The following is a 23,241-nucleotide window of genomic DNA, read 5'->3' on the forward strand; positions in this document are numbered from 1 at the left end:
ACCCCCACCACCACAGCCTTGCCGGAGAGCCCCCGATGACCACCTCCCTGATCCTGCACCACTACCCCTCGTCCCCTTTCTCGGAAAAGATCCGGCTGGCGCTGGGCTACAAGCAACTGGCCTGGAAGTCGGTGATCATCCCCAGCATCGCGCCCAAGCCCGATGTGGTGGCGCTCACGGGCGGCTACCGCAAGACGCCGTTCCTGCAGATCGGTGCCGACATCTACTGCGACTCGGCCCTGGTCTGCGACGTGCTCGAGCACGTGCAGCCCGAGCCCGTGCTCTACCCGCCACACCTCAAGGGCGTGGCGCGGGTCTTCGCCCAGTGGGCCGACACCACGCTGTTCTGGGCCGCCATGGCCTACAACCTGCAGCCCAAGGGCGCATCGGCCATGTTCGCCAACCTGCCGCCGGCCGCGGCCCAGGCCTTTGGCGAAGACCGCCGCGAGATGAGCGCCGGCATGCAGCGCCTGCGCCCGGCCGATGCCACGGCGGCCTACCGCTCCTACCTGCGCCGCATCGCGCACATGGCCGAGGAGCATGACTTCCTGTTCGGCGCCGAGCCCTGCCTGGCCGACTTTGCCGCCTACCATCCGCTGTGGTTCACGCGCCAGTGCGTGCCGGTGATGGCCGACATCTTTGCCGCCACGCCCGCGTTGCTCGAATGGATGGACCGCGTGGCGGCCCTGGGCCATGGCCGCATGGAAAAGCTGAGCGCTGAGGACGCCATCACCGTGGCGGCGGGGCTGGACCCGCTGCCCCTGGCGGACGACGTGTTCCAGGACGAGCACGGCATCCCGCTCGGCAGCCCGGTGGCGATTGCCGCCGAGAGCTTCGGCACCGAACCCACGGAGGGCGAACTGATCGCCGCCACGCGCACGCGCTACACCCTGCGCCGTACCGACCCACGTGCGGGCACGGTGCATGTGCACTTCCCCCGGATTGGCTACACATTGCGAAAGGCCGAAGCCACCAAATGATCGACGATTTCAAAGGCAAGACAGCCGTTCTCACCGGCGCGGGTTCGGGCTTCGGCCTGGAATGCGCGCGCATCGGCGCGCGCCTCCACATGAACCTGGTGTTGGTGGATGTGCAGCAGGACGCGCTCGACGCGGCCGCCGCCGAGGCGCAGGCCGCCGGTGTCCAGGTGCTGGCGCGCAAGGTGGACGTGTCCGACGCAACGCAGATGGAGCAGCTGGCGGCGGACGTGGAGCAGCGCTTTGGCGCGCCGCACCTGGTGTTCAACAACGCCGGCGTGGGCGCGGGCGGCCTGGTGTGGGAAAACACCGCCAAGGACTGGGAGTGGGTGCTGGGCGTGAACCTCTGGGGCGTGATCCACGGCGTGCGCCTGTTCACCCCCATGATGCTCGCCGCCGCGAAGAAGGACCCCGCCTGGCGCGGCCACATCGTCAACACGGCCAGCATGGCCGGCCTGGTCGATGCCCCCAACATGGGCATCTACAACGTCAGCAAGCACGCGGTGGTGAGCCTGTCCGAAACGCTGTACCAGGACCTGGCCCTCGTCACCGACCAGATCAGCGCCAGCGTGTTGTGCCCGTACTTCGTGCCCACCGGCATCGCCCAGAGCCACCGCAACCGCCCAGGCGAGCTGCAGGCCGGCAAGCCCACGCGCAGCCAGCTCATCGGCCAGGCCATGAGCGACAAGGCCGTGGGCAGCGGCAAGGTGACGGCGGCCGAGGTGGCGCAGAAGGTGTTCGACGCGGCCTCGCAGGGCCAGTTCTACATCTACAGCCACCCCAAGGCGCTGGCTTCCGTGCAGACGCGCATGGAGGACGTGCTGCAGGGCCGCAACCCCACCGACCCCTTCGCGGGCAAGCCCGAGATCGGCGCCCAGCTCAAGGCCGCCCTGCGTGCTGACTGAAAAACGCGGGCCTGCAGCAGCCCAGGGCTTCGCGCTGTTTTCGACGGCGGTGGGGCACTGTGGCCTGGCCTGGAATGGCCCCTTGCTGGTCGGTGTGCAGCTGCCCGAGGACGAGGGCGAGGCGCACACGCGTGCGCGCATGCAGCGGCGCTTTCCGGGTGCGCCTGAATCGCCCATGCCACCCGAAGTGGCCGCTTGGGCGGCCCGCGTGGTGGCCTTGCTCGCGGGCGCGCACGACGACCTGCTCGACGTGCCCTTGGCCACCGAGGGCGTGCCGCCCTTCAATGCCCGTGTCTACGAGCTGGCCCGGCGCATACCGCCCGGCAGGACCATGACCTATGGCGAAATGGCCGCCGCCCTGGGCGAGCCCGGCGCCGCGCGCGCCGTGGGGCAGGCGCTGGGCCACAACCCCTTCGCGCCCGTGGTGCCCTGCCACCGCATCCTCGCGGCGGGCGGCAAGACCGGCGGCTTCTCGGCCGGTGGGGGGGCCGCCACCAAGATGCGCATGCTGGAGATCGAGGGCGCGTTTGCCCATGAGACCCTGGCGCTCTTCGCGCCACGGGACTGAGCCCGGCCTCAGGGCCTACCCGCGTTTTCTGAGCAGGGTCGAGCCGCTGCTGGCCATGGCGAGTTCTTGCGTGGTGGCCAGCAGAGCGGGGCCCAGGGCCAGTATGCGCTCCTCGGTCAGGCGCACCAGAGGCCCCGCGATGGTGACCACGCCGATCACCGCGCCGTTGTGGCTGCTGCGGACGGGCGCGGCCATGGCGGTCATGGCGGGGGCGAACACTTCCACGATCATGCTGAAGCCGCGCTCGCGCGCCGCCTGCAGGTAGGCCAGCAGCGCCTTCACGGTGGTGGGCGCGTTGGGGCCGTAGTCCTCGGGCTTGCCAAAGCCACGCCTGGCGACCAGCGCCAGGGCTTCCTCGTCGGTCATCGTGGACAGCCACGCGTGGCCGGCCGAGCTGCACGACAGGTTCACCGACAGGCCCATGTCCGGGTCGTAGCGCAGACCGCGCATCGCGCCCTGCGCCTTGGCCACGAAGGTCAGTTCGTCGCCATCCACCACCGCGAGGCGCACCAGCTCGCCCGATTCGGCGGCCAGCCGGTCCAGCAGCGGCTGCGCAATGTCCACGATGCCGCTGGCGCTCAGGAACCCGAGGCCCAGCGACACCAGCTTGATCGTCAGCATGTAGTTGCCCTGGTTGTGTTCCTGGCGCACATAGCCGCAGCGGACCAGCTCGGCAAGCAGCCGGTGCGTGGCGCTCAGCGGCATGTCCAGTTCGGACGCGAGGTTCGACAGCGCCTTGCCTTCGGGGTGGGGCGCGAGGTGTTCCAGGACTTTGAAGCTGCGCTCGAGGATGCTGCTCATGGGCAATGGCTTTCGAAGATTTGTGCGGACGCACGCTGGGAGCGTCGGCACCGGTTCGGCAGCAATGTACCAAAAATTGTTAAAGGGTTTCTACTATGGAAACACTTTCCACTTTTTCCTACGATGCGTCCCAAGTGCTGCGGCGGCGACTTCGGTTACGCCCTGGCAAGCCTTGGTCCCTTTTTTGATGGAGATCCCCCGTGAAGAAAACTGCCTGCCTGCTGGCCACCGCCGGCCTGTCCCTGTTGCTGGCCCTGCCTGCCGCTGCGCAGCAAGAGCGCGTGATCCGCTTCGGCCATCTGAACAATGCGGACCATCCGGTGAGCTTTGGCGTGAAGCGCTTTGCCGAACTGCTGGCGGCCAAGAGCGGCGGCAAGCTCAAGGTGCAGGAGTACCCCGCCTCGCAGCTGGGCAACGAGATGCAGCAGCAGTCGGCCCTGCAGGGCGGCGTGCAGCAGATGTCGGCACCGGCGACCACCTCGCTGGCCGGCATCGTCAAGGAATTCGGGCTGGTGGACTTTCCGTTCGCCGTGGCCAATTTTGCGCAGGCCGATGCCCTGCTCGACGGCCCGCTGGGCCAGGCACTGATCGCCAAGTTGCCTGAAAAGGGCCTGGTGGCCCTGGGCTATTGGGACCTGGGTTTCCGCAACGTGACCAACAGCAAGCGCGCGATCACCAAGGCCGACGACTTCGACGGCCTCAAGCTGCGCGTGATCCCCAACCCGGTGTTCCTTGAGACCTTCAAGGCCTTCAAGGCCAACCCCGTGCCCATGCCGTTCGCCGAGCTGTACGGCGCGCTGGAAGCCAAGGCGGTGGACGGCCAGGAGAACCCGTACGCGGTGATCCTGTCGAACAAGATGTTCGAGGTGCAGAAGTACGTGAGCGCCACCAACCACGTGTACGCCGCCAACATCGTGCTCGTGAGCAAGAAGTTCTGGGACCAGCTTTCGCCCGCCGAGCAGAAGATGATGAACGACGCCGCCAACGAGGCGCGCGGCTACCAGCGCCAGGTGAGCCGCGCCGCAGCGCAGCGCTCGGTGGGTGACCTGCAGGCCAAGGGCATGGCCTACAACGAGATCGCGCCGGCCGAGCTGGCGCGCATGCAGCAGATCGCCAAGCCGGTGATCGAGAAGTTCGCGGCCACCTATGACCCGGCCATCGTGAAGCTCTACAACAGTGAACTCGCCCGCATCCGCAAGTAAGAGCGCCTGGCAAAACTCTTCTGGCGTCGTTGCTGCGTCTTGTCGTGCTATTCGCACTGCCTTCGACGCAGCGCCTAGCCAGAACCGCTTCGCTGAGCTTTGTCAGCCGCTCCCAACCCTGAACACCCCATGAAAATCCTCGTCCTCCACGGCCCCAACCTCAACCTGTTCGGGCGCCGCGAACCCCATATCTACGGCACCACCACGCTGGCGCAGATCAACGAGCGCCTGCAGAAGCTCGCCGCCGAGCTCGGCGTGGAACTCGGCATCCTGCAGTCCAACCACGAAGGCGCGCTGATCGACTTCCTGCACGAGCACATCGACGCGGCGCAGGGCGCGCTGGTGAACCCTGCCGGCCTCACGCAGCATGGCGTGCCGCTGCACGACGCGATCAAGGCCATGCCCTTCCCGGTGATCGAGGTGCACATGTCCAACATCGCCGCGCGCGAGGCCTGGCGCGCGCACTCCATCATCTCGCCGGCCGTCAAGGCCACGGTGCAGGGCTTCGGTCCGCATTCCTACCTGGCCGCGCTGCGCTCGCTGGTGGAAAGCCTGCGCGAAGCCTCCCAGCCCGCCTGAGCGCCGTTCCGCCAGGATTCACTGCGCTGCGCGTTGCGCGCAACGCATAAAACTGGCGCAGCCCAAGCCAGGGCCCCCGTGCAAGGGCCGCCCCGCCGCACTGGGGGCGTCCCCCTCCCGACTCGCGCAGCGAGACGAGAGAGGGGGAAGGCGCGAAGCGCCTCAGGGGGTGTTTTTAGGACGTACAACATGAACACATGGATGGACCGCGCCTGCCGCGGCCTGGAGGCGGTGATCGCCGCCCTGCTGGCGCTGATGGTGGTGCTGGTGTTCGGCAACGTGGTGCTGCGCTACGGCTTCAATTCCGGCATCACCGTGTCGGAAGAAGTGTCGCGCTGGCTCTTCATCTGGATGACCTTCCTCGGTGCCATCGTCGCGCTGCGCGAGCATGGCCACCTGGGGGTGGACATGGTGGTGCAGCGCCTGCCCGCGCTGGGCAAGAAGATCTGCCTGGCCCTGGGCCATGGGGTGATGCTCTACATCGTCTGGCTGCTGTTCCAGGGCAGCCTGGCGCAGGCGCGCATCAACTGGGACGTGACGGCGCCGACCACGGGCGCGTCCATGGCCATCGTCTACGGCGCGGGCCTGGTGTTCGCCGTCTGCGCGGCGCTGATCCTGGCCATCGACCTGTACAAGCTGCTCAGCGGCCAGATCGCCGAGGAGGACCTGGTGATGGTGCAGGAGTCCGAAGAGGCGGTGCAGCTGCAGCAGATCCTGGGCTCGGCAGGCACCACCGATGCGCCGCGCGGCAAGGAGGCCGCGCGATGACCATCTTCGTCTTTGTCGGATCGCTGCTGCTGGCCATGGCCATGGGCATCCCGATCGCGTTCTCGCTGCTGGCCAGCGGCGTGGCGCTGATGTGGCACCTGGACCTGTTCGACGCGCAGATCCTGGCGCAGAACCTGATCGGCGGGGCCGACAGCTTTCCGCTGCTGGCCGTGCCCTTCTTCATGCTGGCGGGCGAGATCATGAACGTGGGCGGCCTGTCGCGCCGCATCGTGGACTTCGCCCTGGCGATGGTGGGCCATGTGAAGGGCGGGCTGGGCTATGTGACCATCATGGCCGGCTGCCTGCTGTCGGCCCTGTCGGGCTCGGCCGTGGCCGATGCGGCGGCGCTCACGGCGCTGCTGCTGCCCATGATGGTCAAGGCCGGGCACGACAAGTCGCGTGCCGGCGGGCTGATCGCGGCCACCGGCGTCATCGGCCCGGTGATCCCGCCCAGCATCGGTCTCGTGATCTTCGGGGTGGCGGCCAATGTGTCGATCTCCAAGCTGTTCCTCGCGGCCATCGTGCCGGGCATCCTGATCGGCGCCGCGCTGTGGCTCACCTGGGCCTTCCTGGTGCGGCGCGAGAAGATCGTGCCGCCGCCGCGCAAGTCCGCTGGCGAGATCCTCACGGCCCTGCGCAAGGCCCTCTGGGCGCTGATGCTGCCGGTGATCATCCTCGTGGGCCTGCGCATGGGGGTGTTCACGCCCACCGAGGCGGCTGTCGTGGCGGCGGTGTACGCGCTCTTCGTCTCGGCAGTGATCTACCGCGAGATCACCTGGCGCGACCTCTACGGCATCTTCGTCGCTGCCGCCAAGACCAGCGCCATCGTGATGTTCCTCATCGCCGCGGCCATGGTGAGCGCCTGGCTCATCACCGTGGCCGACCTGCCGTCCAAGGTGGTGGGCCTGCTGCAGCCCTTCATGGACAACAAGATCCTGCTCATGGCGGCCATCATGGTGCTGGTGATGGCGGTGGGTACCGCCATGGACATGACGCCCACCATCCTGATCCTCACGCCCGTGCTGATGCCGGTGGTCAACGCGGCAGGGATCGACCCGGTCTACTTCGGCGTGATGTTCATCATCAACAACTCCATCGGCCTCGTCACCCCGCCCGTGGGCACGGTGCTCAACGTGGTGGCGGGGGTGGGCAGGATGTCGATGGACGATGTGACCAAGGGGGTCGTCCCGTTCATGGTCGCGGAGTTCGCCATCATGTTCCTCATGGTGGTCTTTCCCTGGCTGGTGACCTGGCCCGCGAAGTGGTTCCACGGCTGAAGCGGGGCGTGGAGGATGCAGGGTAGTTCCGTGTTTTCGCGGGGACAGGGCGGGTGTTACATTCAAAACATGCCTGCTGGCGCGGGCCGCGCGCGGCGGCGCATCCCCCCAGCACCCGACAAGGACCCACCGCATGTCACCGGAACGCGAGCGACTGACCCGCATGCTCTTCGATGAGTACATCGAGATGTATGCCGCGCGCGATGCCCGGCTGCTGGCGCGTTTCAGCGAGAATTTCAGCGGCTTCGCGGGCAGCAGCGACCAGCTGATCAAGACCCGTGCCGGATGGATCGAGGTGACGCAGCAGGATTTCGCGCAGGTTCCAGCGCGCATCGGCATCGAGATGGTCGAGCTTTTCGTGCAGGACCTGGGGGCCGACCTGCTTGCCGCCACCGCCTTCTTCCACATCCACCTGCCCATTCCCGACGCGCTGTTTGCCCGCGAGACCGCGCGCAAGGTGGTGCTGTTCCGGCGCGAGGGCGGCCAGGAGGCGGGAGGCGACTGGAAGATCGCGCACGTGAGCGTCTCCATCCCGTTCGGCAAGGCCCGTGGCAGCGAGGTGTACCCCATCGAGGAGCTGCGCCAGCGCAACCGCGAACTCGAGGCGCTGGTGCAGGAGCGCACCCAGGCCCTGGCGCAGGCCAATCAGCGCCTGGAGCTGCTGAGCAATACCGACGGTCTCACGGGCATCGCCAACCGCCGGCACTTCGACGATGCCCTGGCGCGTGAATGGGCGCGCGCGCAGCGGGCCCGCACGCCGCTGGCCCTCATCATGCTGGACGTGGATGTGTTCAAGCACTTCAACGACCACTATGGCCACCTCGCGGGCGATGCCTGCCTGCAGGCGCTGGCCCTCACGCTGGCGCAGACGGGCGCGCGGCGCGAGGGCGAGCTGGCAGCGCGTTTTGGCGGCGAGGAGTTCGTGGTGCTGCTGCCCGGCTCCGACCTGCAGGCCGCGGCCGATGTGGCGCGCCACATCCAGGAGGCGATCCACCAGTTGGCGCTGCCGCACGAAGGGGCGCCGCTGGGCATCGTCACCGTGAGCTTCGGGGTGGCCAGCGTGCAGCCGCAGCGCGACGAGTTGCCCGAGATGCTGGTGCGCCTGGCCGACCGCGCCATGTACCGCGCCAAGCAGGGCGGGCGCAACCGGATCGAACTGGCCGACGGGGCGGGCTGACAGGCAGCGCGCGCGGGCCCGGCGCCTTGCGTCGCAACCGGGGGGTGGCCGCGCTGTTGCGGGTTTTTGCAGGGTTAACCCGCAGGCTTGCACCAAACTGGTGACAATGGCCTGCTATGCATGCTTCCCGTTTCTTCAAGATGGCCCTGATCCTGGGCCTGCTGTCGGCCATCGGCCCCTTTGCCATCGACATGTACCTGCCGGCGCTGCCCGAGATCGGCGCGAGCCTGGGCGCGGAGGTGGGCGCCGTGCAGTGGAGCCTGACGGCGTTCTTCATTTCGCTGGGCGTTGGCCAGCTGTTCTATGGTCCGGTGTCGGACATGGTGGGCCGCAAGCCGCCGCTGTACGTGGGTCTGCTGCTCTTCACGCTGGCGAGCGTGGGCTGTGCGCTCGCCACCGACATCCAGACCCTGGTGGTCCTGCGTTTCGTGCAGGGGCTGGGCGCCGCTGCCGGCATGGCGATTCCCCGCGCCGTGGTGCGCGACCTGCACACCGGCACCGAGGCCGCGCGCCTCATGTCGCTGCTGATGCTGGTGTTCAGCATTTCCCCGCTGCTGGCGCCGTTGGCGGGCAGTGGCGTCATTGCGCTGACGGGGTGGCGCGGGGTGTTCTGGGCCGTGGCGGTGGCGGCGGTCGCCGGCCTCCTGCTGGTATCCCGGGGGCTGCGCGAAACGCGGCCGGCAGCCGAGCGCCTCGAGAGCAGCCTGGCGGGCGCGCTCTCGGGCTACTGGCTCCTCCTGCGCGACGGGCACTACCTCGGCCTCGTGTTCATCGGGGGCTGCTCGATGGCGGGGTTCTTTGTCTACCTGGCGGGCTCGCCCTTCGTGCTGATCAACCACTACGGCCTCACGCCCGTGCAGTACAGCCTGGCGTTCTCGGTGAATGCCGCCGCATTCTTTGCCGCCGCGCAGTTCACCGCCCGGCTGGGGCGCCGCTTTGGACTGGTGCCCACTGTCAAGGTGGCGGTCACCGGTGCGGGCGCCGTGATGGTGGCCATGCTGGCTTACTACCTGGCTGGCGGCGACCGGCTGGAAGTGCTGCTGGGCCTGTATTTCGTCGCCAGCGGCCTGATGGGGCTGGTGATTCCCACCACCTCGGTGCTCGCCCTGGAGGAGCACGGCGCCATCGCGGGCACCGCCTCGGCGCTGCTGGGCACGCTGCAGATGCTGATCGGCGCTGCCGCCATGGGCGTGGTCGGTGTGTTCGCCAATGGCAAGCCGCTGCCCATGGTGGTGGGCATGGCCAGCGGCGCGCTCCTGGGCCTGGTGCTGACCTGGGTCACGCTGGGCGGCGAGTGCGCGGCACGGCCGCTGGCCAAGGGCAACGCGCCGTAGCCCGATTGCTATTGAATTGATAGCTTTCTGCGCTTGTGCATCCAGCGCAGGCGGCCTTTTTCGTTCAAACCGCGTGATGCGGGCGAGCCCTGTGGATCACTTCGGTCCGGCATGGCGCCGTGGGGTGGCGCGCGGGCCCAGGGCATGGATCAGCGCAGGCACCTGCGCCGACAGTTCGCGCGCCAGGTAGCCCAGCGTGCCCTGGTCCCGCGCCAGCGCGCTGCCCGCGCGTGCATGCAGGAGCACGCCCCAGGCCGTGGCATGCAGCGGCGGCGCGCCGCGCGCGGCCAGGCCGCCGATGAGGCCCGCCAGCGTATCGCCCGAGCCCGACGTGGCCAGCCCCGGGGTACCGCCCGCAAACCGCAACGAACAGCCGTCGGGCTGCGCGATGCAGGTGGTGCTGCCCTTGAGCGCCACGCAGGCGCCCCAGCGTTGCGCGCCCGCCCGGGCGGCGGCCAGCGGGTCGGCCAGCACGGCGTCCTTGGATGCACCGGTCAGGTGGGCCATCTCCCCGGCGTGGGGCGTCATGACGACGGGCTGGTCGAACGCCGCGCCGACTGCGGCCGACATGGCGTAGGCGTCCAGCACCACCGTGCTGCGGCGAAACAGCGGCAGCATCGTGCGCACGAAGGCCACGCTGCGGGCTTCATCCAGCATGCCGGGGCCCAGCACCACGGCGCTCACCTGGTCGGACAGGGGCCCGAGCCGGTCGCAGTCGCGCGCGGCAAAACCCCCGGCCCGCGTCTCGGCAAGCCCCATCACGCGCGCCTCGGGGATGGCCAGTGCCAGGCCCTGCGCCACGCGCTCCGGTGCGGCCACGGTGAGTTTACCGGCCCCCGCACGCAGCGCGGCGACGGCCGCCAGCAGCGCCGCGCCGGGCATTTCATGGCTGCCCGCGACCACCAGCACGTGCCCGCGCGCTTCCTTGTCCGCATCGTCGCCGGGATGGGGCAGGGGCCAGCGCCGAAGCAGTGCCTCGGTCAGGGCTCTGGGCCGGGGCCAGGTAGGGTTGCGGGGCATGGCGTGCCGTCAGGGCTTGGGGGCGGTGGCGGCGTCGGGCTCCCGCGTCACCGGTGTCCGCGCGTCGCGCAGCGGGGCAAGGAAGTTGGCCTGGACCAGCTGCATGGCCTCGTCGGTGCGCCCCTCGTGCGCCCCATGGGCGCGGTAGATCGTCACCGCGCAGTTGGGCACGTCGCCCTGGCGGTCGATCTCCAGGATCTGCTGCTCGTCCATCTGCTCGATGAGGTAGCGCATGCAGTTGACGATGACCTGGTGCGCGACCACCAGCACCCGTTGCCCCGCGTATTCGCGCGTGACCATCTCCTGCAGGCTGCGCAGCCGCAGGATCACGTCGCACCAGCTTTCACCGCCGGGCGGCCTGAAGTAGAACTTGCCCACGTGGGTGCGTTGCTCATGCAGCTGGGCGTGCTGCTGCTGGATGCCGAACTTGGTAAGCCGGTCCAGGATGCCGAACTCCTTTTCCCGCAGCCGCTCGTCCAGCCGCAGGGTGACATGCTCCAGACGGCTGTGCCGCGCCACCAGGCGGGCGGTCTGCAGCGCGCGCACGTAGGGCGAGCACAGGATGACCTGCGGCTGCCCATCCACGGGCTGGCGTCCAAACCATTCCCCCAGCACCACCGATTGCGCGGTTCCCAGGTCCGACAGCGGCACATCGATGTCCCGCCATGCGAGGTCGATGGTCTGAAGCCCCGCCGCCTCGGCCGCGTCGCGCGCCACGTTGCCGGCGCTTTGTCCATGCCGCACCACCCACAGCCGCGCGGGCCAGCGTGTTTCCATGGCCTCGGGCTACCGAGGGGCACGAAGGCGGGCCCTGCCCACGGCGCCAGCCGCCGGGGCCTTTTCCGTCTCCCGTGCCAGCTTGCCGGCCACCCCGTCGCGCCCCGATGCGGCGCGCGCGATGAGGGCGCTGCCCAGGGCCCGGCCCGCTGCGCGGCGCACCAGGCCACGGCTGCGGTTGGCGCCGCGCAGCACCAGCAGGCCCGCACCCAGCACCAGCCAGTGCTCGCCTGGAAAACCGGCACGTTCGGCGTCCCATTGGCGCACGCCGCGGAGTTTTTGAAGAAGGTTCATGTGACGGGCCCTGACGTTGACAGCATGCCGCCATCGTCGCGCAGGGTACGGCCGCCCGGTGTCAGCGCACGGTTTTGGCGCGGGTGCTCCGCGTCCTACACCACGGGGCCGGGCGCTGCGGCGGGCGCCGGGCCGCCAAGCTGGGCCGCCACGCATTCGGCCAGCGCCTGCACGGTGCGCGGCGCGCAGCCTTCCGCATGGTTGCTGATGGCCACGAAGGCGTTGTGCCCCCGCCCGGTGATGCCCGCGATCAGGCTCGCCAGCGCGGCACGCGTGCCAGGGTCGGGGTGGTGGAGCCGGTCATAGGGCGCATAGTTCTTTTCCGCGTCTTCATAGCCATAGGGGCCGTGGATGGGGTGGAGATTCCAGCGGCACACCAGCGGACCGGGCCAGAGCGCGCGCAGCATGGGCAGCTGTTCCTGCAGCGGCGGCATCTTTGCGTGCAGGCCCAGGCAGTAGGTGGCCCCGGCCTCGCGCAGCACCGCCGCGAAGCGCGGGGTGAGCCATTGGGGATCGCGCACCTCCACGGCCATCACGCCGTCCGGCGCGGTGGGGTGCAACGCAGGCTGCGCACACAGCATGGCGCGCAGGCGCTCCAGCAGCTCGTGCATGCGGTCCAGCTGCGCCAGGGGCAGGGGGCTGATCTGGAACACCAGCGCCCCCAGCTTGTGCCCCAGGCCCTGCAGCGCGGGTTCCACGAATTCACTGAGGGCGAGTTCGGGGCTGAGGAAAGCCGGATTGGGCTGGCGCCCCCGCCCGTCCTCGCTGCGCACGAGGGCGTCGGTCACCAGGCTGGGCGCCTTCACCACGAAGCGGAAGTCATCGGGCACCTGCGAGGCATAGCGCTCGTACTGGCTCACCGTGAGCGGCCGGTAGAAGCTGCGGTCGATGCTCACCGTGCGCAGCAGCGGGTGCTGGGCGTAGACGGCCAGCCCCTGCTTGGAGAGCATGGACTCGGAATGCTCGCCTTCCCAGACCAGTCCCTTCCATCCGGGGTATGTCCATGACGACGTGCCCAGCCGCAGCTGGCGGGGGAGGGCGGCGGCCAGGGCGCACAGACCATCGTGCCCGGGGGCCGGATGCACCCCGGTGCGGCGCGGCCTGGCCGCCGCGGGCTCATCTGCATCGGCCGCGAAGCCAGCGGCGGCGGCCTTGTGGGTGGGAGGGGGCGGCACCGGCGGGCCGCCGAAAAGGTCGTCTTGCATGTGAAGGACGCGGATGGTGTGGCGGGCGCGAGCCGGAATGGGGTACCGCAGAGGAGGTCACAGGCCCGCGAACAGTCCACCTTCGTTCAGCAGTTCGTAGGTGATTTCCGGGTGCTGGTCCATGCTCTTGCGGATCGCGGCGGGAATCGCCTGGCGGGTCTTGCGGCACAGGCCGGGCTGCTCCAGCACCAGGATCGCAATGCCTCGCAGGCTGCGCACCTCGTGGGGGCTGGGGGTGATGGAAAGGCGCACGCCCAGCTGGTCTTCCATGCGGCCCAGCAGGCGGCGCAGGTCGCTCAGGCTGGTGAGGTTTTCCAGTCGTTCGAGCAGTTTTTTTTCCTCGTTGCGCGTGAGGCGCAGGATGCGGACATCGCCGCCCGGCGCCTCCAGCAGTGCATCCCGGCCGCACACGCAGGTGCCGGGAGGGCATTCGGTGCGGATGGGGAAGGAAAGAGGGGCGGCGTCCATGCGTGTGCTTGGGGTGGCTTGGTGGCCCGGCACATTCTAAGAGCGGCGGTGCGGGCGTTCGCGGCGTGGTACTTCTTCGGACCGTTGCTGTGCCCGCACCGGGTGGCCCCCCGCCCTTTGCCGGTGTCCGCTTTCGGTGATGGCCGTGCCCTGCCGCGCCTGCGCGCCCGGGGGACGCTACCGCTCCAGCGCTTGCGCACCGTTGCCAGAAACGACCGGCGCGCCTCGAGGGCGCGCCGGTCTGTTCAATGTCGATGCATCAGCCTCTCGTGAGAGAGACCCGGGTCAGCGAAGGTTGCCCCGCTTGCGCTGCAGCCACACATAGGCCATCAGGGCCAGGCCCAGCAGCATCATTCCGTACTCGCTCAGGGTGGGGATGTTGCTGGCCACGACGGCACCTCGGGTCAAAGTGTAAAGCTCGCCCGTAGTGAAATTTCCATTGCCAGCACCCGGACCACCAAGGGTGAAGCTTGCGGGCGCTGGACCCATGATGGAATCGTTGTCCACGACATCCAATCTGATCGTGCCACTGCCGGTGCCTGTATTCACAGTGACGGTGTAGACGGCTCCTGAACCGCTGACGCCAGTCACCGAGGCGCCTGCGATGCCTCCGGTTGTCAACACGAAATCCGACGCGTCCACCCCGGTCACAGCCTGGTTGAACGTCACCGTGTAGTTCACAGCTGCCGCCGTGGTGGGGTCGGGATCGGCCCGCACAATGGATTGCACGTTCGGAAGGCAGGCGGCGTCCGTGCAGCCTGCTATCTCAAAGACGGTGCCGCCTTCTGGCAGGCCTTCGATGACAACGCCCAGCTTGTAGGCACCCGTTTGCTGGATACCCAAAAGGAAGCGCAGATCCAGGGTTGCACCCGGGGCCAACGGAGTGCCAAGGGTTACTGTGCCCGACGACAGCGTCGAGTTGAAGCCACCGCCGTTCGGTTGAGAAGGTGGCTGCTCCAGCGTGGTTCCTTGCACCGTGACGTTGCTGGTGCCCGATCCGCAAGGTGCGCGGTCCACTGTGACCACAACGGCAGTGGACGTGCGGGGGCGCAGGTCCGCGATGCCAGAGGGTGCAGGGAAGGTCGTCAGGTCAATGATCTTGAAGCGCAGCCGGGTGAGGTTGCTGCCACTGGTGTTGGTCAGCGTGCGGCGGACATCCAGCGTACCGAAGGTGGAGTTGTTGGCCGGATCACTGGTGAAGTCCCGGACCACGTTGGGCGGTGAGCTCGGTGCGACGCAAGGGTCCAGAAGAGCTGGGCTTGCAATGGTGCCGAGTATGGGGCTGCTCAAGTTTGCAGGGGACGGTGCGCCCAGCCGCTGGCCGGCGCCGGCCGAGGTGCCATTGGTGTCGACAAAGATGAAATCGACTGCGTTGTTGTTGGTGTCGATCGCCACGCCCGTGTTCAGGCACGCTGTAAAGCTGGTGATGGAGCCTTGCTTTCCGCAAATGTCGCGGGTGAAGGCGTAGTCGATGGAGAACGGCGTGAGGGCCGGGTAGCCTGCGCCTTCCTTGTACAGCGTATTGGCTTCCGACGTGGAGCCCACGGCGTCAAGGCGGTTTGGCAGGGTGAAGTCCACAGCGACGCTGGTGTTGAACAGCGCGATACCTGCATTGTCGGGAATGTCGGTGGTGTATGTGGCGTCGCCGGTGGCCGTGGTGCCATTGCCCGCTGGATAGGCAGCCAGCGAGTAGCCGACACTATTCACGCACAGGTAGTAGCCAAAGCCAGGAATCACCGTGCCGTTGGGAACAACGCAGCGTGCCACGCCATCCGAGGCCGCGACGGCAAAGCCCGTGCCGCCGCCCGCCACTGTCAGCGGCGAGGCGGTTTCGTTGTAGAGCTTGATGAATTCATCGTTGGCACCGTTGGGGCCGCGGACCCGGAACTCTCCGATGATCAGCGCGGAGGCCTGCGGGGCAGCCACGCACAGCAAGATGAATGCAACCGCGCTGAAGCGTCGGTGCAGGAGATCCAGAAATGCCCGTACCAGGTATTGAAATCCCATAGTGCCTCCGAAAACGCCTTCGGCGTGGTTGCTGTTTGTTACTAATTGACAATTGTTGCCTAATTTTTCGCTGGCGAACAGGATTTAACGGAACTTTCTCAAATCTTCCCTGTAGGACGGCACCGCCTCCGGGTCAGCCGGTATGCCAGCCACATGGCGGCAGGAGCAAATGCAGCCTTCATCCCCTTCGGGAGCAGGGGCGCGGGTCGAGTGTGCTCACAGAATTCTCGGTGCATTGTTTTCACGTTTCCATGCGCTGTGGGGTGGGGGACGTGGGCCCTCCGGTAACGCGCGGGGCGCCTGGTGGCCCGGAGAAGTTTGCTGGCGCCTGTCAGCCAAAGTCCCTGTGGCAAACTCGCGCGCTTCGCGTTTTGTTTGATTGAGTCTCAGAGAGTTCGCCCACCCATGCAGCAGATCGTCCGGCAGTTGGCCGCAGAAATCAAAGTCAGTGAATCCCAGGTGCGCGCAGCGGTGGAGCTGCTCGATGGCGGCGCCACGGTGCCGTTCATCGCGCGCTACCGCAAGGAAGTGACCGGCGGGCTGGACGACATCCAGCTGCGCGAACTCGAAGCGCGCCTGTCGTACCTGCGCGAACTGGAAGACCGCCGCGCCGCCGTGCTCAAGAGCATCGACGAGCAGGGCAAGCTGACCGATGCCCTGCGCCTGGCCATTGCACAGGCGCCCACCAAGCAGGAGCTGGAAGACCTCTACCTGCCCTTCAAGCAAAAGCGCCGCACCAAGGGCCAGATGGCCCGCGAGTTCGGCATCGAGCCGCTGGCGGACAAGCTGTTTGCCGACCCCACGCTGGACCCGGCGACCGAGGCCGCGGCCTTCACGCGGCCGCCCGAAGTGCTGGACGACGGCAAGACGGGCGCCGATTTCTCCACCGTACCGGCCGTGCTCGACGGCGTGCGCGACATCCTGTCCGAACGCTGGGCCGAAGACGCCGTGCTGGTGCAGAACCTGCGCGAATGGCTCTGGGCCGAGGGCCTGCTGCGCAGCAAGAAGGTGGAGGGCAAGAACGAGAACGACCCCGAGGTCTCCAAGTTTCGCGACTATTTCGAATACGACGAACCCATTGGCCGCGTGCCGTCGCACCGCGCGCTGGCCGTGTTCCGCGGCCGGGGGCTGGAGATCCTGGAAGCCAAGCTGGTGCTGCCCGTGGAGCCCGAGCCCGGCAAGCCCAGCCTGGCCGAAGGCAAGATCGCCCTGCACCTGGGCTGGAGCCATGCAGGCCGCCCGGCCGACGACCTGATCCGCAAGAGCGTGGCCTGGACATGGCGCGTGAAACTGAGCCTCTCGACCGAGCGCGATCTGTTCGCCCGCCTGCGGGACGACGCCGAGAAAGTCGCCATCAAGGTGTTTGCCGACAACCTGCGCGACCTGCTGCTGGCGGCCCCTGCGGGCCCGCGCGTGGTGATGGGCCTGGACCCCGGCATCCGCACCGGCGTGAAGGTGGCCGTGGTCGATGCCACGGGTAAGCTGGTCGAGACCGCCACCGTGTTCCCGCACGAGCCGCGCCGCGACTGGGAAGGTTCTTTGCACACCCTGGCCAAGCTGGCCGAGAAGCACGGCGTGAACCTGATCGCCATCGGCAACGGCACGGCCAGCCGCGAGACCGACAAGCTGGCGGCCGACCTCATCAAGCTGGCGGCCAAGGTGGACCGCGTGATCGAAAAGGTTGTGGTGAGCGAAGCCGGCGCCTCGGTCTACTCCGCCAGCGAATACGCGTCGCAGGAAATGCCCGACGTGGACGTGAGCCTGCGCGGCGCCGCCTCCATCGCCCGCCGCCTGCAGGACCCGCTGGCCGAGCTGGTGAAGATCGACCCCAAGAGCATCGGCGTGGGCCAGTACCAGCACGACGTGAACCAGAGCGAGCTGGCGCGCACGCTGGGCACGGTGGTGGAAGACTGCGTGAACTCCGTGGGCGTGGACCTGAACACGGCCAGCGTGCCGCTATTGAGCCGCGTGTCGGGCCTGTCGGGCAGCGTGGCCAAGGCCGTGGTGCGCTGGCGCGAGGCCAACGGCGCGTTCAAGAGCCGCAAGCAGCTCATGGACGTGGCCGGCCTCGGTGCCAAGACCTTCGAGCAGAGCGCGGGTTTCTTGCGCATCCGCGGCGGTGACAACCCGCTGGACATGACGGGGGTGCACCCCGAGACCTACCCGGTGGTCGAGCAGATCATGGAAAAGACCGGCAAGCCCGTGGCCGAGATCATGGGCCGTGCCGACATGCTCAAGACCCTGAAGCCCGAGCTGTTCGCCAACGAGAAATTTGGTGTGATCACCGTCAAGGACATCCTGGCCGAGCTGGAGAAGCCCGGCCGCGACCCGCGCCCGGACTTCAAGGTGGCGCGCTTCAACGACGGCGTGGAGGACATCAAGGACCTCAAGGAAGGCATGGTCCTGGAGGGCACGGTGAGCAACGTGGCCCAGTTCGGCGCCTTCATCGACCTGGGGGTGCACCAGGACGGCCTGGTGCACGTGAGCCAGCTGGCGCACAAGTTCGTGAACGACGCGCGCGAGGTGGTCAAGACCGGCGACATCGTGAAGGTCAAGGTCATGGAGGTGGATGTGGAGCGCAAGCGCATCGGCCTGTCGATGAAGCTCGATGCCGCGCCGCCGCGCCAGGGCGGGGAGCGGGGCGCGCCCCGCGACAACCGGTTCGAGGGCGCTGGCCGGGGCTACGCGCAGCCGCAGCGCCGTGCCCCCGAGCCCGCGCAGCAGTCGGCCATGGCGTCGGCATTCGCCAAGTTGCAACAGGCGAAGGGCCGTTGACGGATTGGGGGGTGATGGGGGCCATAATCGCCAGCAATCGAAACTCTGGCGCCTGACCCCATGGAGTTGAACGCATTGCTGGCACAACCAGTGGCTCTGCCCAGCCTTCCGCGTGCGGTGGCGCTGCTGATGAGCGAACTGGCCCATGAAGAGCCCAGCCTGCGGCGCCTGAACCAGCTCTTTGGCACGGACCCGGCGCTGGCCGGGCGACTGCTGGAGCTGGCCAATTCCCCCACCTTCCAGTTGCCGCGCCAGATCGCGGGCATCCCGGAGGCCCTGGCGCTGCTGGGCACGGCCCAGGTGCGCTCGCTGGTCAATTCGGCACCGCTGGGCACCACCTCCCGCTCGGTGCCCGGAGTGAACATGCAGCAGTTCTGGCGCTACAGCCTCAACACGGCCAAGCTGGCGCGGTCGCTGGCGGGTATCGCGCAGCAGGACCAGATCGCCGCATACACCGCGGGCTTGCTGCACGCGCTGGGCGAGCTGGTCATTCACCTGGCCGACCCGGAAAAGGCGCAGTCGGTCAACACGCTGGTGGCGCCATTCGATCTGCGGCGCGGCAAGATCGAGCAGCGCATCTTCGGCTACTGCTATGGCCATGTGACGGCCGGGCTGGCGCGCCGCTGGCAGCTTCCCGAGGTGGTGGTCGATGCGCTGCAGCACCAGAGCGTGCCGTTCGACAACAACGCCTACGAGCCCCTGGCGGGAGTGATCCACCTGGCCTCCTGGCGCGCGCGGGCCCGCGAGGCGGAGCTGGGCGAGAAGGAGATGGCCGTATCGTTCCCCGGCGAGGTCGGCCTGACCCTGGGGCTGGACATCGACATGGTGCTGCAGCAGGACCCCATCGACTGGACGGCACGGCCCGAGGCCGCCGACTACGTGGTCTGACGGCGGTTTGCGAACCGGGATGCTTGCGCCCGGCCCGGGCACCTTGCGCGACATGCCGGGGCGCGGTGCTTTGCGACAATGCCGTCCATGAAAGCCCTGCGCATCCATGCCGGCCCTCGCGCCCGGCAGCACCTTGAAAACCACGGCCTGCGGCCGGGCGACGTGGGCGTGATCCCCGCGGCGGCCGGTGGCCCCAAGGGGCTCATCCTGGGGCCCCTGGACCGCTTCATCTTCGGCGAATGGCTGGCCCAGTCGCGCCAGCCGGTGGACCTGGTGGGCGCGTCGATCGGCGCCTGGCGCATGGCCACGGCCTGCCTGCAGCAGCCGGTGGCGGCCTTCGAGCGGCTGGAGCACGACTACATCCACCAGGACTACGACCTGCCGCCCGGCAAGAAGCGCCCGTCGGCGGCCCACGTGAGCGAGCGGTTTGGCCAGAACCTGCAGGCGTTCTATGGCGGGCGTATCGACGAGGTGCTGAACCACCCGCGCTACCGCCTGCACATCGTCACCTCGCGGGGGCGGCACCTGCTGGGGCGCGAGCACCGCGTGGCCACGCCGCTGGGCTATCTGGGCGCCTTTCTGACGAACACGGTGCACCGCAAGGCGATGGGGGCGTGGCTGGAACGTGTGGTGTTCTCCTCGTCCGATGCGTCCGGTACCTCCGCCGAGGGGGCGGGGGCTGCGTGTGCTGCATTGCCCTTTGGCACCTCGGACTACCGCACCTGCCAGGTGCTGCTGCACGGCGGCAACTTCATGCAGGCGCTGCAGGCCAGCTGCTCGATCCCGTTTGTGCTGCAGGCGGTGCACAACATTCCGGGTGCGCCCCGTGGGGCGTATTGGGACGGGGGCATCACCGATTACCACCTGCACCTGGCCTATGGCAGGCAAGAGCAGAATGCTATTGAATTAATAGCTGATAGCGCTTTTCCATCCAGCGCTGGAGGCCAAAAAGACTTGAATTCTGACCCCGCTGCCTCGCCCGGCCTGGTGCTGTACCCGCATTTCCAGCACCGCGTGGTGCCCGGCTGGCTGGACAAGGGACTCAAGTGGCGCCACCGCTCCACGCCTGCGCTGGACAACATGGTGGTGCTGTCGCCCAGCCCCGACTGGGTGCGCAGCTTGCCCAACGCCAAGCTGCCCGACCGCAACGACTTCACGCACTACGGCGCCGACAGCGCCGCGCGCGCCAAGGCCTGGCTGGCGGCCACGCGGGCCAGCCAGCAGCTGGTGGACGAGTGGCAGGCGTGGCTGGCGCGGCCGGACATGAACGCCGTGCACCCGCTATAGGGGCCGCTCAGGTCGCTGCAGGCCGCCGTGCCGCATCCTGCACGGCCCGGGCCGCGTGGCGGGCCGTGTGTTGCCGTGCCCAGGTCAGTACCTCGTGCGCGGGCATGGGCCGGGCGATGCCAAAGCCCTGGGCACGCTCGCAGCCCAGCTCCAGCAGCCGTGCGGCCTGCTCGGCGGTCTCCACCCCTTCCGCGACCACGTGCCGCTGAAAGGCCGTGGCGAGCGCGACGATGGCTCCCACGAGCGTGAGGTCGTCGCCGTCTTCCAGGATGCCGCGCACGAACGACTGGTCGATCTTGATGGTCTCGGCCGGCAGGCGCTTGAGGTAGGACAGCGAGGAGAAGCCGGTGCCGAAGTCGTCCAGGGCGAAGCGCACGCCCAGCAGCTGGCAGTTCTGCATCATCTGGCGCATGTACTGCATGTCCTGCAGGGCCGCGGATTCCAGGATTTCCAGTTCCAGGCGGGTGGGCGAGACCTCCGGGCAGGTGTGCAGGATGTCCTTGAGCCGCTCGACGAAGTTGGGCCGGTGGAAGTGCGGCGCGGAGATGTTCACGCTCACCTCCCACTGCATGCCGGCATCGGTCCATTGCCGCATCTGCGCCAGGGCCTGGCGCAGCACCCATTCGCCCAGTTCCACCTCCAGCTCTGCGTCCTCGATCAGCGGCAGCACGTGCTGCGGGCCCAGCAGGCCGTGGTCGGGATGCTGCCAGCGCAGCAGGGCCTCCAGCCCCAGGATCTCGCCGGTGCGCAGGTGCACCTTGGGCTGGTAGTGCAGCACCAGCTCGCCCCCGTGCAGGGCCTGGGCCACGCGCGTCTGGCGGGTGTGCTGCGTCTGCACGGCATGGTCCAGCTGCACGTCGAACACGTGCATCTGGTTGCGGCCGAAGCCCTTGGCCTGGCACATGGCCTGGTCGGCGTGGCGCAGCAGGGTGTCGGGGTTGGCGTCGTCCTGCGGGAACACGGCCACGCCCACGCTCACGGTGGTGTGCAGCACGCGGTCGTCGATGGCGTAGGGGGCGGCCAGCTGCTGCATGAGCACGCCCACGCGGGCCTCGATGGCGGGCACGTCCGGCAGCTCGCCCAGCAGCAGCACGAACTCGTCGCCCCCCATGCGCGCCACCGCGTCCTGGGGCGTGATGAACGCGCCCAGGCGCCGCGCGGTTTCCTTGAGCAGCCGGTCGCCCACGCGGTTGCCGTGGGTGTCGTTCACGGCCTGGAAATGGTCCAGGTCGAGCATGCACACGGCCAGCAGCAGGCCTTTCTGCCGGGCGACGAAGATTGCGTGCGTGAGGCGCTCGGCCAGCGCCGTCCGGTTGTACAGGCCTGTGAGCGCATCGTGGCGGGCATGCCACGAGATCTGGTGGCGCAGGTTGCGCGTCTCGGTCACGTCGCGGAACACCAGCACGCAGCCCACGGCCGTGCCGTCGCCCTTGCGGATCGCCGACGCGGTGTACTCGATGGCGTAGCGCTCGCCGGAGCGGTGGATCAGCACCTCGTGCGCGACCTGGTGGAGGGCGCCCGGCACGGTCTCGCGCTCCGCGGCCGAGCTGGCATTGCGGCTCGCGAGCTCCTGGTACAGCCGGAACACGTCGTCCAGCTGACGGCCCAGGGCCTGGTCCGCCGTGAAGCCGGTCATGAGCTGCGCGGCTTCGTTGATGGTCTCGATGCAGCCGGCCAGGTCGGTGGTGATCACGCCGTCGCCGATGGAGGCGAGCGTGACCTCGGCACGCTCTTTCTCGGCGCGCAGGGCCTCCTGCGCGCGCTTGCGTTCGGTCACGTCGACCAGCGTGCCGATGGTGCCGGCGAGTGTGCCCCGGGTGGTGGTGAACGGGGCTTCGTAGTAGGCCATGTCCCGGGGCGGCTGGTGGTTGGCGGGGTGGATGCGGATCTCGTTGTCCTGCGCCTGCGCGATCTGCGCGGAGCGCGCGGGCGCCAGCTCTTCGGGGTACGCCGGGGGGGATGCGGGGGCCGTGCCCGCGCTGGCGGGCGTGTGAAAGAGCCGTTGCCAGGCCCGGTTGACTTCCAGGTAGGCGCCATTGGCGTCCCGCACGAAGACGGGCAGGGGCAGCGCGTCGATCAGCTGGCGTGTGAAATGCAGCTGCTCGCTTTGCAGGTGCTGGGTTTCGCGCAGCGACAGCACGAGCGACTGGACCTTGCCGGCCATGTCGTTGAAGGTGGCCGCCATGGCGCGTGATTCGAGCGTGCCGGTCACGTCCATGCGCGTGTCCAGATGGCCGTGGCGGAACGCGTCCGTGGCTTCGGCCAGCCGCCGCAGCATGCGCGCATTGGCCCGCAGCAGCAGCGTGAGCAGGAACAGGATCGTGAAGATATTGAGCGCCGAGATGCGCAGCTGCACCACGACGGTGCTCCAGATCTGGCCCACGAGGGGCGCGGATTGCAGCGTCACCGTCAGCCGCCCGGTCTGGCCGCCGGGCACGGCCTGCCCGAACTGCTGCGTGGGCGGCGCGATGCGCACCCATTCGGCGAACCATCCCGGGGCCGATGCGCGCAGGGGCGGCGCCTGGACATCGATGACGGGCCCGTCGCCCACCTGCCACTTCACCGACTGGACGCCCGGCCCGAAGCGGGCGACCCCTTCATGCAAAAGCGTGGCCTGGGCTTCGTGCTCCGAGGGGGGCAGGGCTGCCACCCCGGGCAGCAGCGCATCGCCCGCCCGGCGCAGCTCGGTGGCGGCATGGCGGCGGACTTCGTCGGTTTCCGCGGCCACCAGGTAGTGGTAGCGCACGGCGCTGACCAGCAGGATGATCAGGACAATCGGAACGTACAGCCGGGGATAGGTGCCCCGCAGGAGCCAGGTACTGAGATTTCCGGTGCGCATCGGTCGTGGCCCTCCCCCCAAAACCCCAGGGTAATGAATTGTTAATTAATTGTTGACCGACCGGAGTCTAGCGTGTGGGCAGGGGGTGTGCGG

General features: G+C 68.4%; 20 protein-coding genes. 12 read left to right on the plus strand and 8 right to left on the minus strand.

Going from position 1 to position 23,241, the window contains the following annotated elements; genetic code table 11:
• Positions 1 to 35: 35 nt before the first annotated feature.
• The 3 genes from AC07PV_RS01310 to AC07PV_RS01320 are packed head-to-tail and all read left to right on the plus strand — an operon-like array spanning position 36 to position 2,450.
• Positions 36 to 980 carry a glutathione S-transferase family protein gene (locus AC07PV_RS01310; RefSeq protein ID WP_494629146.1) on the plus strand — a complete coding sequence of 315 codons (945 nt, stop codon included), beginning with the start codon at positions 36 to 38 and terminating at the stop codon, positions 978 to 980.
• Positions 977 to 1,882, plus strand: a complete 906-nt coding sequence (locus tag AC07PV_RS01315; protein WP_492253340.1) for an SDR family oxidoreductase — start codon at positions 977 to 979, stop codon at positions 1,880 to 1,882. The genes AC07PV_RS01310 and AC07PV_RS01315 overlap by 4 nt, the downstream gene beginning before the upstream one ends.
• On the plus strand, positions 1,872 to 2,450 hold the full coding sequence (locus AC07PV_RS01320) for a methylated-DNA--[protein]-cysteine S-methyltransferase (RefSeq protein WP_494629147.1): 579 nt from the start codon (positions 1,872 to 1,874) through the stop codon (positions 2,448 to 2,450). The genes AC07PV_RS01315 and AC07PV_RS01320 overlap by 11 nt, the downstream gene beginning before the upstream one ends.
• Before the next feature lie 15 nt (positions 2,451 to 2,465).
• On the opposite strand, the gene AC07PV_RS01325 is transcribed toward AC07PV_RS01320, so the two are convergent.
• The gene (locus AC07PV_RS01325) at positions 2,466 to 3,251 is read right to left on the minus strand and encodes an IclR family transcriptional regulator (protein WP_494629148.1); all 786 of its coding nucleotides are present in this window, start codon (positions 3,249 to 3,251) and stop codon (positions 2,466 to 2,468) included.
• A 200-nt stretch (positions 3,252 to 3,451) separates the two neighbouring features.
• Between AC07PV_RS01325 and AC07PV_RS01330 the strand changes: the two genes are divergently transcribed.
• From AC07PV_RS01330 to AC07PV_RS01355, 6 genes are all read left to right on the plus strand, one after another.
• Positions 3,452 to 4,453, plus strand: a complete 1,002-nt coding sequence (locus tag AC07PV_RS01330) for a TRAP transporter substrate-binding protein (protein WP_494629150.1) — start codon at positions 3,452 to 3,454, stop codon at positions 4,451 to 4,453.
• A 129-nt stretch (positions 4,454 to 4,582) separates the two neighbouring features.
• Complete coding sequence (locus tag AC07PV_RS01335; protein WP_218294782.1) at positions 4,583 to 5,032, plus strand: type II 3-dehydroquinate dehydratase; 450 nt, start codon at positions 4,583 to 4,585, stop codon at positions 5,030 to 5,032.
• A 189-nt stretch (positions 5,033 to 5,221) separates the two neighbouring features.
• Positions 5,222 to 5,800 carry a TRAP transporter small permease gene (locus AC07PV_RS01340; RefSeq protein WP_494629151.1) on the plus strand — a complete coding sequence of 193 codons (579 nt, stop codon included), beginning with the start codon at positions 5,222 to 5,224 and terminating at the stop codon, positions 5,798 to 5,800.
• Complete coding sequence (locus AC07PV_RS01345; protein ID WP_492253337.1) at positions 5,797 to 7,077, plus strand: TRAP transporter large permease; 1,281 nt, start codon at positions 5,797 to 5,799, stop codon at positions 7,075 to 7,077. The genes AC07PV_RS01340 and AC07PV_RS01345 overlap by 4 nt, the downstream gene beginning before the upstream one ends.
• A 133-nt stretch (positions 7,078 to 7,210) precedes the next feature.
• Positions 7,211 to 8,254, plus strand: coding sequence for a diguanylate cyclase (locus AC07PV_RS01350; protein WP_218294785.1), 1,044 nt, complete (start codon positions 7,211 to 7,213; stop codon positions 8,252 to 8,254).
• 116 nt (positions 8,255 to 8,370) lie between these two features.
• Positions 8,371 to 9,588 (plus strand): multidrug effflux MFS transporter, encoded by a 1,218-nt coding sequence (locus AC07PV_RS01355; protein WP_218341114.1) that lies wholly within the window; start codon positions 8,371 to 8,373, stop codon positions 9,586 to 9,588.
• Positions 9,589 to 9,684: 96 nt separating this feature from the next.
• On the opposite strand, the gene AC07PV_RS01360 is transcribed toward AC07PV_RS01355, so the two are convergent.
• The 6 genes from AC07PV_RS01360 to AC07PV_RS01385 form a co-directional block, all read right to left on the minus strand.
• Positions 9,685 to 10,608: an NAD(P)H-hydrate dehydratase gene (locus AC07PV_RS01360; protein WP_492245362.1), complete on the minus strand. Its 924-nt coding sequence runs from the start codon at positions 10,606 to 10,608 to the stop codon at positions 9,685 to 9,687.
• 9 nt (positions 10,609 to 10,617) lie between these two features.
• Positions 10,618 to 11,385: a histidine phosphatase family protein gene (locus tag AC07PV_RS01365; RefSeq protein ID WP_494629154.1), complete on the minus strand. Its 768-nt coding sequence runs from the start codon at positions 11,383 to 11,385 to the stop codon at positions 10,618 to 10,620.
• Between the two features lie 9 nt (positions 11,386 to 11,394).
• On the minus strand, positions 11,395 to 11,679 hold the full coding sequence (locus AC07PV_RS01370; protein ID WP_494629156.1) for a hypothetical protein: 285 nt from the start codon (positions 11,677 to 11,679) through the stop codon (positions 11,395 to 11,397).
• A 95-nt stretch (positions 11,680 to 11,774) separates the two neighbouring features.
• Positions 11,775 to 12,884, minus strand: coding sequence for a DUF72 domain-containing protein (locus AC07PV_RS01375; protein WP_494629158.1), 1,110 nt, complete (start codon positions 12,882 to 12,884; stop codon positions 11,775 to 11,777).
• Positions 12,885 to 12,941: 57 nt separating this feature from the next.
• Complete coding sequence (locus AC07PV_RS01380) at positions 12,942 to 13,352, minus strand: hypothetical protein (RefSeq protein ID WP_494629160.1); 411 nt, start codon at positions 13,350 to 13,352, stop codon at positions 12,942 to 12,944.
• 285 nt (positions 13,353 to 13,637) lie between these two features.
• Complete coding sequence (locus AC07PV_RS01385) at positions 13,638 to 15,359, minus strand: IPTL-CTERM sorting domain-containing protein (protein WP_494629162.1); 1,722 nt, start codon at positions 15,357 to 15,359, stop codon at positions 13,638 to 13,640.
• 405 nt (positions 15,360 to 15,764) lie between these two features.
• Here AC07PV_RS01385 and AC07PV_RS01390 point away from each other — a divergent pair, with 405 nt between their 5' ends.
• The 3 genes from AC07PV_RS01390 (at position 15,765) to AC07PV_RS01400 (ending at position 20,309) form a co-directional block, all read left to right on the plus strand.
• Positions 15,765 to 18,134, plus strand: coding sequence for a Tex family protein (locus AC07PV_RS01390; RefSeq protein WP_494629163.1), 2,370 nt, complete (start codon positions 15,765 to 15,767; stop codon positions 18,132 to 18,134).
• A 60-nt stretch (positions 18,135 to 18,194) separates the two neighbouring features.
• The gene (locus tag AC07PV_RS01395) at positions 18,195 to 19,022 is read left to right on the plus strand and encodes an HDOD domain-containing protein (protein WP_218294793.1); all 828 of its coding nucleotides are present in this window, start codon (positions 18,195 to 18,197) and stop codon (positions 19,020 to 19,022) included.
• An 87-nt stretch (positions 19,023 to 19,109) separates the two neighbouring features.
• A complete protein-coding gene (locus AC07PV_RS01400) occupies positions 19,110 to 20,309 on the plus strand; it encodes a phospholipase (protein ID WP_494629165.1) in 1,200 nt (399 codons plus the stop codon).
• A gap of 7 nt (positions 20,310 to 20,316) precedes the next feature.
• Here AC07PV_RS01400 and AC07PV_RS01405 read toward each other — a convergent pair whose 3' ends face one another.
• On the minus strand, positions 20,317 to 23,148 hold the full coding sequence (locus AC07PV_RS01405) for an EAL domain-containing protein (RefSeq protein WP_494629167.1): 2,832 nt from the start codon (positions 23,146 to 23,148) through the stop codon (positions 20,317 to 20,319).
• Positions 23,149 to 23,241: the final 93 nt, after the last annotated feature.

Source organism: Acidovorax sp. GW821-FHT09A11 (assembly GCF_059418365.1).

Bases quoted from the DNA above. Each gene is read 5' to 3' on its own strand.
- AC07PV_RS01390 (WP_494629163.1), top strand. From the start codon at position 15,765: ATGCAGCAGATCGTCCGGCAGTTGGCCGCAGAAATCAAAGTCAGTGAA.
- AC07PV_RS01405 (WP_494629167.1), bottom strand. From the start codon at position 23,148: ATGCGCACCGGAAATCTCAGTACCTGGCTCCTGCGGGGCACCTATCCC.
- AC07PV_RS01370 (WP_494629156.1), bottom strand. From the start codon at position 11,679: ATGAACCTTCTTCAAAAACTCCGCGGCGTGCGCCAATGGGACGCCGAA.
- AC07PV_RS01360 (WP_492245362.1), bottom strand. From the start codon at position 10,608: ATGCCCCGCAACCCTACCTGGCCCCGGCCCAGAGCCCTGACCGAGGCA.
- AC07PV_RS01325 (WP_494629148.1), bottom strand. From the start codon at position 3,251: ATGAGCAGCATCCTCGAGCGCAGCTTCAAAGTCCTGGAACACCTCGCG.
- AC07PV_RS01335 (WP_218294782.1), top strand. From the start codon at position 4,583: ATGAAAATCCTCGTCCTCCACGGCCCCAACCTCAACCTGTTCGGGCGC.
- AC07PV_RS01340 (WP_494629151.1), top strand. From the start codon at position 5,222: ATGAACACATGGATGGACCGCGCCTGCCGCGGCCTGGAGGCGGTGATC.
- AC07PV_RS01310 (WP_494629146.1), top strand. From the start codon at position 36: ATGACCACCTCCCTGATCCTGCACCACTACCCCTCGTCCCCTTTCTCG.
- AC07PV_RS01400 (WP_494629165.1), top strand. From the start codon at position 19,110: ATGAAAGCCCTGCGCATCCATGCCGGCCCTCGCGCCCGGCAGCACCTT.
- AC07PV_RS01365 (WP_494629154.1), bottom strand. From the start codon at position 11,385: ATGGAAACACGCTGGCCCGCGCGGCTGTGGGTGGTGCGGCATGGACAA.
- AC07PV_RS01375 (WP_494629158.1), bottom strand. From the start codon at position 12,884: ATGCAAGACGACCTTTTCGGCGGCCCGCCGGTGCCGCCCCCTCCCACC.
- AC07PV_RS01385 (WP_494629162.1), bottom strand. From the start codon at position 15,359: ATGGGATTTCAATACCTGGTACGGGCATTTCTGGATCTCCTGCACCGA.
- AC07PV_RS01315 (WP_492253340.1), top strand. From the start codon at position 977: ATGATCGACGATTTCAAAGGCAAGACAGCCGTTCTCACCGGCGCGGGT.
- AC07PV_RS01345 (WP_492253337.1), top strand. From the start codon at position 5,797: ATGACCATCTTCGTCTTTGTCGGATCGCTGCTGCTGGCCATGGCCATG.
- AC07PV_RS01395 (WP_218294793.1), top strand. From the start codon at position 18,195: ATGGAGTTGAACGCATTGCTGGCACAACCAGTGGCTCTGCCCAGCCTT.
- AC07PV_RS01355 (WP_218341114.1), top strand. From the start codon at position 8,371: ATGCATGCTTCCCGTTTCTTCAAGATGGCCCTGATCCTGGGCCTGCTG.
- AC07PV_RS01380 (WP_494629160.1), bottom strand. From the start codon at position 13,352: ATGGACGCCGCCCCTCTTTCCTTCCCCATCCGCACCGAATGCCCTCCC.
- AC07PV_RS01350 (WP_218294785.1), top strand. From the start codon at position 7,211: ATGTCACCGGAACGCGAGCGACTGACCCGCATGCTCTTCGATGAGTAC.